General features: G+C 73.2%; 12 protein-coding genes. 8 read left to right on the top strand and 4 right to left on the bottom strand.

Annotated features, from left to right (window positions below; translation table 11 throughout):
• Nucleotides 1–492, top strand: a 492-nt coding sequence (locus KME80_RS47715) for a molybdopterin dinucleotide binding domain-containing protein (protein WP_281427534.1), incomplete at its 5' end; no start/stop codon positions are given.
• Nucleotides 489–1,061, top strand: coding sequence for a TetR/AcrR family transcriptional regulator (locus tag KME80_RS47710; RefSeq protein ID WP_219518908.1), 573 nt, complete (start codon nt 489–491; stop codon nt 1,059–1,061). The genes KME80_RS47715 and KME80_RS47710, both read left to right, overlap by 4 nt.
• A 306-nt stretch (nt 1,062–1,367) precedes the next feature.
• Here the strand turns inward: KME80_RS47710 and KME80_RS47705 are convergent, their stop codons facing one another.
• On the bottom strand, nt 1,368–2,144 hold the full coding sequence (locus KME80_RS47705) for an alpha/beta fold hydrolase (RefSeq protein WP_219518905.1): 777 nt from the start codon (nt 2,142–2,144) through the stop codon (nt 1,368–1,370).
• Between the two features lie 49 nt (nt 2,145–2,193).
• Between KME80_RS47705 and KME80_RS47700 the strand changes: the two genes are divergently transcribed.
• Nucleotides 2,194–2,652, top strand: a complete 459-nt coding sequence (locus tag KME80_RS47700) for a MarR family winged helix-turn-helix transcriptional regulator (RefSeq protein ID WP_219518903.1) — start codon at nt 2,194–2,196, stop codon at nt 2,650–2,652.
• A 12-nt stretch (nt 2,653–2,664) separates the two neighbouring features.
• On the opposite strand, the gene KME80_RS47695 is transcribed toward KME80_RS47700, so the two are convergent.
• Complete coding sequence (locus KME80_RS47695) at nt 2,665–4,785, bottom strand: transglycosylase domain-containing protein (protein WP_219518900.1); 2,121 nt, start codon at nt 4,783–4,785, stop codon at nt 2,665–2,667.
• A gap of 176 nt (nt 4,786–4,961) precedes the next feature.
• Here KME80_RS47695 and KME80_RS47690 point away from each other — a divergent pair, with 176 nt between their 5' ends.
• Nucleotides 4,962–5,885: an NAD-dependent epimerase/dehydratase family protein gene (locus tag KME80_RS47690; protein ID WP_219518897.1), complete on the top strand. Its 924-nt coding sequence runs from the start codon at nt 4,962–4,964 to the stop codon at nt 5,883–5,885.
• 32 nt (nt 5,886–5,917) lie between these two features.
• Here the strand turns inward: KME80_RS47690 and rph are convergent, their stop codons facing one another.
• Nucleotides 5,918–8,554 carry a rifamycin-inactivating phosphotransferase gene (rph, locus tag KME80_RS47685; protein WP_219518894.1) on the bottom strand — a complete coding sequence of 879 codons (2,637 nt, stop codon included), beginning with the start codon at nt 8,552–8,554 and terminating at the stop codon, nt 5,918–5,920.
• An 83-nt stretch (nt 8,555–8,637) separates the two neighbouring features.
• Here rph and KME80_RS47680 point away from each other — a divergent pair, with 83 nt between their 5' ends.
• The 4 genes from KME80_RS47680 to KME80_RS47665 all read left to right on the top strand — a co-directional run bounded on the left by KME80_RS47680 (nt 8,638) and on the right by KME80_RS47665 (nt 11,866).
• The gene (locus KME80_RS47680; RefSeq protein ID WP_219518891.1) at nt 8,638–9,447 is read left to right on the top strand and encodes an oxidoreductase; all 810 of its coding nucleotides are present in this window, start codon (nt 8,638–8,640) and stop codon (nt 9,445–9,447) included.
• Between the two features lie 7 nt (nt 9,448–9,454).
• Nucleotides 9,455–10,063, top strand: a complete 609-nt coding sequence (locus KME80_RS47675; protein WP_219518888.1) for a TetR/AcrR family transcriptional regulator — start codon at nt 9,455–9,457, stop codon at nt 10,061–10,063.
• Nucleotides 10,064–10,087: 24 nt separating this feature from the next.
• Nucleotides 10,088–11,392 carry a hypothetical protein gene (locus tag KME80_RS47670; RefSeq protein WP_219518885.1) on the top strand — a complete coding sequence of 435 codons (1,305 nt, stop codon included), beginning with the start codon at nt 10,088–10,090 and terminating at the stop codon, nt 11,390–11,392.
• 66 nt (nt 11,393–11,458) lie between these two features.
• Nucleotides 11,459–11,866, top strand: a complete 408-nt coding sequence (locus tag KME80_RS47665; protein ID WP_219518882.1) for a hypothetical protein — start codon at nt 11,459–11,461, stop codon at nt 11,864–11,866.
• Here KME80_RS47665 and KME80_RS47660 read toward each other — a convergent pair.
• On the bottom strand, nt 11,849–12,218 hold a 370-nt coding region (locus tag KME80_RS47660; protein WP_504739737.1), incomplete at its 5' end, for a cupredoxin domain-containing protein. The genes KME80_RS47665 and KME80_RS47660 overlap by 18 nt on opposite strands.

Here is a 12,218-nt window from a genome sequence, read left to right as displayed (position 1 = left end):
CGGCTGCGCACCCCGCGCAAGCGGGTGCGCGCCGCCCCGCCGCCGCTCCTCGAAGCCGTCCGGCAGGCCGCCGCCGACCTGCTCACCCCCGCCGAGCCCGGGACACTGCTCCTCATCGGCCGCCGCCACCTGCGCGACAACAACTCGTGGATGCACAACTCGGCCCGGCTCACCAAAGGCCGCCCGCGCCACCACCTGCTGATGCACCCCGCCGACCTCGCCGCCCGCGGCCTCGCCGACGGCGCTCCGGTGCGCGTCCGCTCGACGACCGGCGAGGTGACCGTCGAGGTCGCCGCCAGCGACGACCTCATGCCCGGCACCGTCAGCCTGCCCCACGGCTACGGCCACGACCTGCCAGGCGTACGGCTGACCCGCGCCCGCCACCTGCCCGGCGCCCCCGTCAACGCCCTTACCGACCCGGCCGCGCTCGACCAGCTCAGCGGCACCGCCGTGCTCAACGGCGTCCCCGTCACCGTGGAGCCCAGCCCATGACCCCCCGCAGCCGGCGGGCCGCCGACGCCGCCATCGAGGTCCTCGCCGACGAAGGCATGCGCGGCCTCACCCACCGCGCCGTCGACGCCCGCGCCGGGCTGCCGCCCGGCAGCACCAGCAGCTGCTTCCGCACCCGCCTCGCCCTGCTCGACGCGCTGCTGGCCCGCATGCTGGAGCTGGACGAGGCGTCGATCGTACGCCTGCCGCCCGACGCGTGGAGCAGCCGCGAACGGGTCGCCGCGACGCTGGCCGGGCTGCTCGCCCACTGGCTCGGACCGGCGCGGACCCGGACCCGGGCCCGCATGGAGCTCTACCTCGACGCCGCCCGCCACGCCGCCCTCCGCGCCCAGCTCGACGCCGCCGGCGCCCGCTTCCTCCACCTCGCCGCCACCGGCCTGCGCGCCGCCGGGGTGCCCGGCGCCGACGACGCGGCCCGCATGCTCGTCGCCCAGCTCGACGGCGTCCTCTTCGACGCCCTCGCCCGGCCCCTTCCGGTGGCCGCCCAACCCGCCTGGCTCGAGTACGCCGCCCGCACCATCGCCCACTCCATCCCCGACCCCACCCCATAACCGAAGCCCCGGCGCTCGCTCCTCCCGAGTGCAGCCCGCACCCGCCCCGGCGTCCCTTCGGGCTTGCCTACGGGGTGGCCGCCTTCCGGGGAGGCCGTTCCCGCTTGTACGGGCGCGCCCGCGTCGGGCCAGCGTCCCCCGGCTGGGACCGGCGTCCTCTGGCCGGAGCTCGTCCCGTTTCGGGGGCCTCTCGTTTGGGAGGCCGCCCCGTGGGGTGCGTCCCTTCCGGGGGCGCGCTGGGTGGGGCGCGGGGGGCCACCCCGGGCGGCTCCGGTTCTGGGGCGGGGGCGTTGCGCTCTCGGGGGGTCAGAGGGTGTGGAGGAAGGATTCGAGGGTTTTGTTGTAGGCGTCCGGTTGTTCCAGGTTGGGGTAGTGGGCGGTGCCGTCGATGGTGTGGGTGCTGCCGTGGGGGACGGTGGTGGTGAGGCGGTCGGCCATGCCGAGGTGGTCGGGCGAGTCGAGGGAGCCGTTGATCGCCAGGACGGGGACGCGGACGGACGGGAGCCGCTCCCAGGTGTCGTGGACCGGGACGAGGTGGTTCGGCTCGCCGGGGGCGTGTTTGGACATGGTCTCGCGGGCCATGCGGCGCAGGCGGGTGACCACGTCGGGGTCGAGGGTGTCGAGCGCGCGGTGCGGTCCGGCGGCGAAGAGCAGGTGTCCTTCGACGGAGGCGTCCAGGTCGCCGGCGGCCATGGCGGCCTGCCAGCCGGTCCAGGCCCGGGTGGTCCAGGGGTCGGTGAAGTACGGTTCGCTGGTCCCGGCTCCGGTGACGACGACGGCGCTGACGAGGTCGGGGTGTTCGAGCGCGGTGTCGACGGCGGTGGCGGCGCCCATGGAGACGCCGACGAGGATCGCGGGCCCGGTGCCGAGGTGGCGCAGCAGGGCGGCAAGGTCGTCGGTGAGCCGGTAGGGCTCGGTGGCGTTGGGGGAGCGGCCGTGGCCGCGGGCGTCGGGGGCGATGACGCGGAAGCGCTCGGCGAAGGCGGGGATCTGGTCGTCCCACATGCGGTGGTGGAGGAACCCGCCGTGCAGGAGGACGAGGGGACGGCCGGTGCCGGATTCGGTCCAGAACAACTCACTCATGACAACCAAGGTGTCATCTTCCGCCCAACATGGCAACTAAGGTGTCATCATGAGCGAGAGTGGCGACGCGGTGACCGACCGGCTCACCGAGGTGTTCGACCTGGTGGGCCCGCTCTACCGGCGCGCCCAGCGCAAGGTGGAGCTGGACGCCCCGATCGAGGGGTTGTCGGTGGGCGTGCGGGCGGTGCTCAACATGCTGCGCGAGCACGGCCCCATGACCGTCCCCCAGATGGGCCGCGACCAGGCGTTGAGCCGCCAGTTCGTGCAGCGCATGACCAACGACGCGGCGGCGCGCGGGCTGGTCGAGTTCGTGCCGAACCCGGCGCACCGGAGGTCGTCGCTGATCCGGCTGACGGAGGCGGGCCAGGCCGCGATCACCGCCGTGTTCGACCGCGAGCGCGCCATGCTGAGGCAGATCGGCGGCGACCTGACCGAGGCCGAGATCGCTGCCTGTCTGCGCGTGCTGTCACGCCTCCTGAGCCACCTCGACGACGTGGACGTCGACTAGGGGGACGTCGGCTTAGAACGCGGCGTCGTCGTCGGCGGCCGGCTCGGCGGTGGCGTCGTCCGGGTGGTCGGCGGCCGGCGCGCAGCCGAGGTCGCAGCCGCCGAACCGGTCCGCGTCGACCGGCGTGAACGGCGTCGCCGGCACGCCGCGCAGCGCGGCGATCATCGTGTCCTTCCAGATGGGGCCGGGCAGCGAGGCGCCCTGGACCGACCCGTAGTAGCGTCCGCCGATGGTGACGCCGGTCAGCTTGTGGCGCTGGGAGCCGCGCGGGTCGCCGATGCTGACGGCCCCGGCCAGGTCCGGGGTGAACCCGGCGAACCAGGCGCTGGCGTACCCGTCGGTGGTGCCGGTCTTGCCGGCGGCGGGCCGGCCGATGCCGCCGACGCCGCTCATCGTGCCGTGCGTGAACACCCCGGACAGGATGTGCGCGGTGGCGTCGGCGACCCCGGCGTCGAGCACCCGCTCGCAGCGCGGCCGGAACGTGGTGGCCTTGCCGTCCCGGCCGACGACCTTGGTGATGGCCATCGGCGGGCAGTACGTGCCGCGCGCGGCGATGGCGGCGTAGGCGGTGGCCACGGTGACGGGGTCGCTCTCGTTGATGCCGAGCGTGAACGTCTCGAACTCCCGCAGTTCCTCGCCGTCCGCCCGTTTGATGCCGAGCGACCTGGCGGTCTGGACCGTCGGGCACAGGCCGACCCGCTCCTGCAGCTCCATGAAGAACGTGTTGACCGAGCCCCAGGTGCCGGTGGCGAGCGTCTTGAAGCCGGGCGACCCCTCGTCGTTGGTGACGGTCCACGACGGGTCGCCGACCTTGCGGCCCGCGCAGTCGGTGAACGAGGCGGCGGCGGGCGCGGTGTAGCCGGCGCCGGCGGTGATGCCGTCGTCGATCTTCATGCCCTGCTTGAGCGCCTCGATCAGCGTGAACGTCTTGAACGTCGAGCCCGCCTGGAAGCCGATCAGCCCGCCGTGGTCCATGTCGGCCACCGCGTTGTAGGAGATCTCGTTCTTGCGCGCCGAGCCGCCGAAGGGCCGGCTGGCGGCCATCGCCCGGATCGCGCCGGTGCCCGGCTGGACCAGCGCCTCGGCGGCCAGGGCCCGGTCGGAGGCGTGGACGTGCTTCTTGATGGCGGCCTCGGCGGCCTTCTGGGCGGCGGGGTCGAGCGTGGTGTGGACCTTGAGCCCGCCCTGGCTGAAGGCGGCCTCACGCTGCCGCCGGGTCTTGCCGAAGGCGGGGTCGGACAGCAGCTCGTGCCGGACGTATTCGCAGAAGTACGGGTAGCGGCTCTCCTGGCAGCCGTTGGGCTGTTTGACACCCTTGTAGCCGAGCTTGCGGGCCTTGGCGGCGACGGCCTGCGCGGGGGTGATCCGGCCCAGCTCGGCCATCCGGTCGAGCACCACGTCGCGCCGCTGCCGCAGCAGCTCGCGGGCCTTGGCGCCGCGGTCGGGCGAGGTCGCGTTGGGGTCCTGGACGGCGCCGGCCAGGGTGGCGGCCTGGGCGAGGTCGAGCCGGGCGGCGGAGACGCCGAAGAAGCGCCTGGCCGCGGCTTCGACGCCGTTGGCGCCCGCGCCGAAGTAGGCGATGTTCAGATATTTCTCCAGGATCTGGTCCTTGGTGTACTTCTGCTCGACGGCCATGGCGTGGCGCAGTTCCTGCAGCTTGCGCGCGTAGCTGGCCTCCAGGGCCGCGTTCTTCTCCGCCTCGGTGCCGGCCGCGTTGAACAGCACCTGCTTGACGTACTGCTGGGTGATGGACGAGCCGCCCTGGCTGATGCCGCCGGAGGTGAGGTTCTTGACCAGCGCGCGGGCGGTGCCCTCGACGTCGATGGCGCCGTGCTCGTAGAAGCGGTCGTCCTCGATGGCGACGATGGCGGTGCGCATCACCTCGGCGATGCGCACCAGCGGGACGACCTTGCGGTCCTGGGCGTAGAACTGGGCGATCCTGCGGCCTTCGGCGTCGTACACCGTGGTCTTCTCCGCCAGCGGCGGTTCCACCAGCTCCTCCGGGCGCAAGTTGAGCGCTTCGGTGCCCGCGACGAGCACCGCGCCCGAGCCGCCCACGGCGGGCAGGGCGAGCGCGGCGGCGACCAGCCCGGCGGCGGTGGCGGCGGCGGCCAGCCGGGTGACGCCGGACATACGGGTACGGGAATGCGACCTGGACATGGCGGCCATGACAGCACAGGCATCCACAGACTGTCCAAGACCGATATCAATCGCCCTTTGATATCCAAACAGATATCAAGGCCGGTGCTGTCACATCGCGGGCCGCTGTCCCGTCCTCCCCGTGCTGTCCAACAGACGAGGAGGTCTTCATGAGGGTGTTGCTGGCCGGGGCGACCGGCGCGATCGGGGTGCCGCTGCTGTCGGCGCTGGCCGGGGCCGGGCACGAGGTGGTCGCCGTCATCCGCGATCCCGCCAAGCGGCGGCTCGTCACCGACGGCGGGGCGGTCGCCGTGATCGCCGACGTGCTCGACCGCGACGCGCTGCTGCGCGCCGTCGACGGGGTGTCGGCCGACGTGGTGATGCACCAGGCCACGGCGCTGCGCAACGCCTCGCGCAGGCTGACTCCCGACGACCCGACGATCGCACTGCGCGGCCGGGGGACCGCCAACCTGCTCGACGCCGCGCGGGTGGTCGGCGCGCACCGGTTCGTCACCCAGTCGCTGATCACCGGCTACGGCTACCGCGACAACGGCGAGCGGCTGCTGACCGAGGAGGACGAGTTCGGCGTGCACGTCGGTACCGTCGCCGACCTGGTGACGGACTCCAGCGTGGCGACCGAGCGGCAGGTGTTCGCCGCCGAGGGCATCGAGGGCATCGCCCTGCGTTACGGCATGTTCTATGGCAAGAACGCCTTCAGCGACATGTTCGCCGACATGATGCGCAAGCGGGCGCCGGTGCTGCCGCGCGGCAGGACGGGCACCACGTCCTTCGTCCACGTGGCCGACGCCGCGGCGGCCGCGGTCGCGGCGATGGAGCGCGGCAGGCCGGGGGAGGCGTACAACATCGTCGACGACGAGCCGATGAGCTGGCGCGACTTCCTGATGACGGTGGCGCGCACGCACGGCACCCCGCGCCCGGTCGTGACGCCGAGGTGGCTGATCCGGCTGGCGGTGCCGTACCTGGGCTGCCTGCTGATCGACACCACGACGCGGGTCTCGCACGCCAAGGCCACCCGCGAGCTGGGCTGGGCTCCGGTGCACCGGAGCGTGCCCGAGGGGCTGAAGGCCCGCTGACGACCCGCCGGGGCGGCGCCGCCCCGGCGGTCTCAGAGGATCTCCACGTACCCTTCGCCGCCGTTGACCCGGATGCGCTGCCCGTCCTCGATGCGCCGGGTGGCGCCCTCCACGCCGACGACCGCGGGCAGCCCGTACTCGCGGGCCACCACGGCGCCGTGCGTCATGACCCCGCCGACCTCCATGACGACGCCCTTGACCGAGACGAACAGCGGCGACCAGCTCGGATCGGTGAACACGGTGACGAGGATGTCGCCGTCCTCCAAGTCGGCCTCGGCCATGCTGCGGATGACCCGCGCCCGGCCCTCCACGACGCCCGACGACACGGGGATGCCCGCCAGCGCCCCCTTCGGCAGCGAGCCCGGCTCGTACGCGCCGGAGATCACCTCGCCCTCCGACGTGATCACGCGCGGCGGGGTCAGCTTCTGGAACGTCTCGTGCTCCTCCCGCCGCCGCGTGATGAGCGAGTAGTCCAGCTCGCCGGTGTTGACCGCCTTCCTGAACTCCTCGATGGACAGGAAGTACACGTCCTCGGGCGCCTGGACGACCCCGCGCGCGGCGAGCTTGGCCGCCTCCTCCATGAGCGCCCGCTTGTAGACCTCGTAGCGCAGGAGCAGCGCGTGCTTGGAGTACTCGCGGTAGCCGATGAAGTGCCGGATCAGGCTCATCTTCTTGGCCGCCTTCTTCGCCTTGCCGGCGCCGCCGGGCAGCGCCCGCAGGCGGGCGAGCAGGTCGGCCATCGTGCGCTCGGCGTCGGCGCGGCCCTGCTCCGCCTTGCGGAGGCGCTCCCCGGGCGGGAAGTTGCGGATGTTGCTGAGGATGAGCGGCACGAGCAGCGTCGGGTCCTCGCTCCACCGGGTCCTGGTCAGGTCGATGTCGCCGGCGCAGTGCATCCCGTACGTGTCCAGGTAGCGGCGGATGGCGCCGGCGGCCTCGGCCCCGCCCTCCAGCCCGGCCAGGCCGTCGTAGAAGGTGTCGCGCCGGGCCGTCTCCAGGTAGCGCAGCACCTCGGGATGGTCGCGGACGGCGTCGGCGACGTCGAGCAGGTCGAGCCCCATCGCGGCCACCACGTTGTGGTCGGCGGACTGGGCGACGGCGTCGGCGGCGTTCTTGACGCCCAGCCAGGACTCCATGTGCTTGTTGACCCAGTTCACCGACTGGATGCCGAGGAAGGCCGCCGCCACGCTGCGCGGGTCGAAGGTGAGCTCGGCGAGCACGTCGTGGTCGTCGACGATGCAGGCGAACAGCTCGTCGCCCGACTTCCCGGCGATCTCGCGCCGCAGCCGCGCCACGGTCGCCTCGGTGTGCGCGATCAGGTCGGGCACGACGCGCGGGTCGTCCTCGCGGGCGAGCTTGAGATACTGCTTGGCGATCGGCAGCACGCCGCCCTCGCCGAAGTCCAGCATCGAGGTCTTGCCGCGGGCCAGCCCGGCGACGAAGTCCTTGCGCGTGAGCACGGCCCGCAGGGCGTTGGCCATCAGCACGTCGACCTGGTCGAGGCTCTTGAGCGTGGCGGGCCTGGCCCAGGCCGAGGTGAGCTCCGCCGAGACGTCCTTGTAGAAGCGGTTGCCGGCCACGACGCCCGCCGTGCGGCCCAGCTTGTCGTGCAGCAGCGCGAAGAACGACAGGCCGAGGGGCGCGAAGGCGTCGGTCATCATCTGCCGGTGCCCGTAGGAGACGTACACGTGGTTCTTGTCGTCGCCGGCGGGCGGCACGGGGTAGAGCGTGGTGACGGGGCGGCTCTGCAGGACGTGGAACGCGCCGTCGTACAGCGCCCACTCGATGTCCTGGGGGCGGCCGAAGTGCGCCTCGATCTCCCGGCCGAGGCGCTCCAGCAGCAGGATCTGCTCGTCGCCGAGCTTCTGCGCGGACTGCCGGGCGGGCTCGACCGGCAGCTCCTCGGTGCCGCCGGACGGCAGCCCGCGCAGCTCCATCGTCTGCGTGGCGATCTTCCTGTCGATGATCCGCCCCGCCCTGACGCGGTAGTTGTCGGCGTTGACCAGCCCCGACACGAACGCCTCGCCGAGCCCGTACCCGGCGTCGATCGACACCACCCGGCGGTTGGCCGAGACCGGGTCGGCGGTGAACATGATGCCCGCCGCCTCGGGGAAGACCATCCGCTGCACGACCACCGACAGCCGGACCAGGCGATGGCCGAAGCCGTTCTGGATGCGGTAGGCCACGGCCCGGTCGGTGAACAGCGACGCCCAGCAGCGCCGCACCGCGTCGACGATCGCCTCGGCGCCGCGCACGTTCAGGTAGGTGTCCTGCTGGCCGGCGAAGGAGCTGGAGGGCAGGTCCTCGGCGGTGGCGCTGGAGCGCACCGCGCAGGGCGCCTCGTCGCCGCCCATCCCGCCGAGGTGGCGGACGATGTCGTGCCGAATCTCCTCGGGCACGGTCAGGCCCTCGATGGCGGCGCGCAGCCGGGCGGCGGCGGCGGCGATTCCGGCCCGGTCGTCGGCCCGCAGCCCGGACAGCCCGTCGATCAGCGCGGCGACCGCCGGGTCACGCTCGACGACCTGCTCGTACGCGCCGGTGGTGACGCAGAAGCCCGGCGGCACGCGGACCCCGCGGATCGCGGACAGCTCGCCCAGGTTGGCCCCCTTTCCGCCGACCAAGGGGAGGTGCGTCTTGTCGATGTCTTGGAACCCGAGTACGTAGGCACTCATGGCTGATCCCGTCTCTCATCCGATTTCAATACAGCACTGTACTGTATTGAAATCGGGACACGCCAACAGGGAAGGACGTCCCCATGACTGCCAAGATCTGCCTGGTGACCGGAGCCTCCTCGGGCATCGGCCACGCCACCGCGCTGGAGCTGCGCCGGGCCGGCCACATCGTGTACGGGGCCGCGCGCCGCGTCGACCGCATGGCCGGGCTGCGACAGGCCGGGGCCCACCCGCTGGCCATGGACGTCACCAGCGACGACGACCTGGCCCGCGTCGTGGCCGCCGTCCTGGACGAGCACGGCCGGATCGACGTGCTCGTCAACAACGCCGGGACCGGCCTGCACGGCGCCGTCGAGGACGTGCCCGTCGACCGCGCCCGCCGCCTGTTCGAGGTCAACCTCTTCGGCCCGGCCCGGCTCACCCAGCTCGTCCTGCCGCACATGCGCGAGCGCCGCTCCGGCACGATCGTCAACGTCTCCTCGATCGCCGGCGAGATCTCGCTGCCCCTCGTCGCCTGGTACCACGCCTCCAAGCACGCCCTGGAGACCTGGTCCGACTCGCTGCGCCAGGAATGCCTGCCGTTCGGCGTCCGCGTGGTGGTCGTGCAGCCGGGCATCATCCGCACCGAGTTCGAGGAGGACACGCCGCGCGAGCTGCGCGAGACCTCCGGCGGCGGGGCCTACGGCGCGCTCGCCGAGTCGATGGCCAGGCGCGCCGAGGGCAACACCAAGGGCTCCCCGCCCGCCGTGGTCGCCCGGGCCATCAGGACCGCGGCCGAATCGCCCCGGCCCAAGTCCCGCTACCCGGTCGGCTACCTGGCCAGAACGCTCCTGGCGATGCACCGGATCCTGCCCGACCGGGCGTTCGACGCCCTGGTCACGAAGGCGGGCTAGCGCGGCCATGAGACGACCCGGCCGGCCGCGCAGCAGGGAGGTGGACGCGGCGGTCCTGGCCGCCGCGCTCGACCTGCTCATCGAGCGCGGCGCCAGCCAGACCAGCATCGAGCAGATCGCCCAGCGCGCCGGAGTCACCCGCGCCACCGTCTATCGGCGCTTCCCCGGCAAGACGGCCCTGCTCATCCAGGCCATCGAGTCGGTGCACCACGACCACGGCCCCGGGGCGCTCGACTGGCCGGACATCGACCGCATGCTCGACAACTGGGCGGCCTACCTGAGCACCCCCCGCAACCGGCGCATGCTGCGGCGGCTGTACGGGGCCGTGGACGACTACCCCGAGCTGCCGCGCGCGTACCGGAACTCCCACGGCGGGCGGCGGGCGGCGGCCGAGCACGCGGCGCTGCGCCGCTCGCGCGAGCGCGGCCAGCTCCCGCGCGAGAGCGACCCCGACACCGTCCAGCAGCTTCTCAACGGCGCGGTGCTGCACCACCTCGGCGCCTACCCCGACACCGAGAGCGCCGAGGCGGTCAAGGCGTACTTCGTGGCCATCCTGCGGCAGGCCGGATACCGCACGGATGTCACATCGGGCCGCCCGCCGCCGTCTGCTCACTGACGGACGACTGGGGGAGGGGCTGCGGTGATTCTCGCGCACGGGATCGGCGGGCGGTCGGATCTGCCGATCCCGCTCTGGCTGGCGCTCTACGCCGGGGCGGGGGCGGTGCTGATCGCGTTCTTCGCGGTGTCGGTGCTGCGGCCACGGCAGCGGCAGCGATCGGGCGGCGTGCCGCTGCCCCGGGCCGCGCAGCGGATCGCCGGTGCCCCCGCCGTCCGCGCGCTGCTCAGGGCGGCGGGCCTGGCGGCGCTCGCGCTGCTGCTGGCCACCGCCTGGTTCGGCGCCGCCGACCCGGCGCGCAACCCGGCGCCCGCCTGGTTCTACGTGTGGTTCTGGGTCGGCCTGATCCCGGTGTCGCTGCTGTTCGGGCCGCTCTGGCGGCTGGTGAACCCGGTGCGCGCGCTCGCCGCCGCCGTCCGCCGGCTCCTGCCGGAGGCGGCGCGCCGCGAGCCGCCGTCCGGCCGCGCCGGCTCCCTGCCGGCGGTCGCCGGCATGGCCGCCTTCCTCTGGCTCGAACTGGCCTCCCCCGACCCCGGCTCACCGCGCGCGGTGGCGCTCTTCGTGACCGGGTACGCGCTGGCGCACACGGTGGCCGGAGCCGTGTTCGGGCCGCGCTGGTTCGATCGGGCGGACTCCTTCGAGGTGTACGCCGGGCTGCTCGCCGCCCTGTCGCCGATCGGCAGGGACGAGGCCGGGCGGCTGGTGCTGCGGACGCCCCCGGCCGGGCTGCGCGCCGGTCGCGCCGACGCCGGGCAGACCGCGCTGGCGCTCGTGGTGCTGGGCGGCACCATGTACGACGGCTTCAGCAGGCTGCCGGTGTGGACCGGGATCACCGGCGTGCTCGGCGGCCCGGCCGCGACGCTGCTGACCACGGCCGCGCTCGGCGTCGTGATCGCGCTCAACCACCTGGCCTACCGTGACGCGCTCCGGATGACCAGGCCGTACGCCCGGCCGTCGGCGGGCGTGGCCGACGCGTTCACGCACTCGCTGGTGCCGGTCATGGTCGGCTACAGCGTCGCGCACTACTTCTCCTTCGCCGTCTTCGAGGGGCAGCGGGGCTGGCTGCTGGCCGGTGACCCGTTCGGCCTCGGCTGGGACCTGTTCGGCGTCGGTGACGCGGCCGTCGACTACACGGTGCTGGCGCCGTCGCTGATCGCCGCCGTCCAGGTGGGCGCGATCGTGCTCGGCCACATCGGCGGCGTGGTGGCCGCGCACGACCGGGCGCTGGAGGTGGTGCGCGCCGGGGAGCTGCGGACCGGCCAGTACCCGATGCTCACGCTCATGGTCGTCTACACGGGCCTCGGCATCACGCTGATGTCCGCGGGCTGAGCCGTGTCACACGCCGCCGGGGGCGCTCGTCCTATCACCAGATCAAGCACAGGAAAGGGACAAATCATGATGAACGGCTACAGCAGGCCGGCCAGGATCTTCGTCCAGGTGGCCGTCGTGGTCGGCGCGCTGACGATGCTGGTGTTCGGCGTGTGGATGCGCATCGACCCCGCGGGCTTCGCGGTCTTCGCCCAGTTCCCCAATCACGTGCACTTCCTGCACGACGCCGGGGTCTTCCAGATCGGCATCGGGCTGATGATGCTCTGCGCGCTGGTGTGGCACGACGTGCTCTCGATCGTGCTGGTCGGGTTCTTCGTCACCAACTCGCTGCACGCGGTGAACCACGCGGCCGACCTGGACCTCGGCGGCAGCCCGGACAACTGGTGGCAGCTCGGGCTCGTCTCGCTGCTGGCCCTGGCCGGCCTCGTGGTGCACCGCAGGCAGCTCAGCCGCCGGTCACGGGCTGACGCGTAGCCGGGTCAGCACCAGCCCGCCGCGGTGGAGCTCGACCTCGAAGACGCCCGGGATGTCCGCGACGAGGCTCAGCGTCGAGGCCCGGCCGGGGACGAGCTCCGCCTCGCGGTCGTAGCCGTGCACGTGCAGCTCGTCGGCGGCGTCGGAGGTCACGACCAGCTCGACCGTGTCGCCGGTGCGGGCCTCCACCCGGTCCGGCCCGGTCACCAGCTCGCCGCCGGCCACGACGAACAGGTGCCGCCGCGCGGCGGCGCCCTCGGCCCCCTGCCCCTCGACCTGCCCCCCGACCTGCCCCCCGCCCTGGCCGCACGCCGCCGCCGTCACCAGCAGGGCGACGGCGACGGCCGCGGCG

The sequence above is a fragment of the Nonomuraea ceibae genome (genome assembly GCF_019396325.1).
In the GTDB taxonomy this organism is placed as follows: domain Bacteria; phylum Actinomycetota; class Actinomycetes; order Streptosporangiales; family Streptosporangiaceae; genus Nonomuraea; species Nonomuraea ceibae.
The sequence above is the reverse complement of the archived record's forward strand: the minus strand, read 5'-3'. Positions and strand labels throughout refer to the sequence as shown.

Bases quoted from the DNA above. Each gene is read 5' to 3' on its own strand.
- rph (WP_219518894.1), bottom strand. From the start codon at position 8,554: ATGAGTGCCTACGTACTCGGGTTCCAAGACATCGACAAGACGCACCTC.
- KME80_RS47705 (WP_219518905.1), bottom strand. From the start codon at position 2,144: ATGAGTGAGTTGTTCTGGACCGAATCCGGCACCGGCCGTCCCCTCGTC.
- KME80_RS47680 (WP_219518891.1), top strand. From the start codon at position 8,638: ATGACTGCCAAGATCTGCCTGGTGACCGGAGCCTCCTCGGGCATCGGC.
- KME80_RS47710 (WP_219518908.1), top strand. From the start codon at position 489: ATGACCCCCCGCAGCCGGCGGGCCGCCGACGCCGCCATCGAGGTCCTC.
- KME80_RS47690 (WP_219518897.1), top strand. From the start codon at position 4,962: ATGAGGGTGTTGCTGGCCGGGGCGACCGGCGCGATCGGGGTGCCGCTG.
- KME80_RS47700 (WP_219518903.1), top strand. From the start codon at position 2,194: ATGAGCGAGAGTGGCGACGCGGTGACCGACCGGCTCACCGAGGTGTTC.
- KME80_RS47665 (WP_219518882.1), top strand. From the start codon at position 11,459: ATGATGAACGGCTACAGCAGGCCGGCCAGGATCTTCGTCCAGGTGGCC.
- KME80_RS47695 (WP_219518900.1), bottom strand. From the start codon at position 4,785: ATGTCCGGCGTCACCCGGCTGGCCGCCGCCGCCACCGCCGCCGGGCTG.
- KME80_RS47675 (WP_219518888.1), top strand. From the start codon at position 9,455: ATGAGACGACCCGGCCGGCCGCGCAGCAGGGAGGTGGACGCGGCGGTC.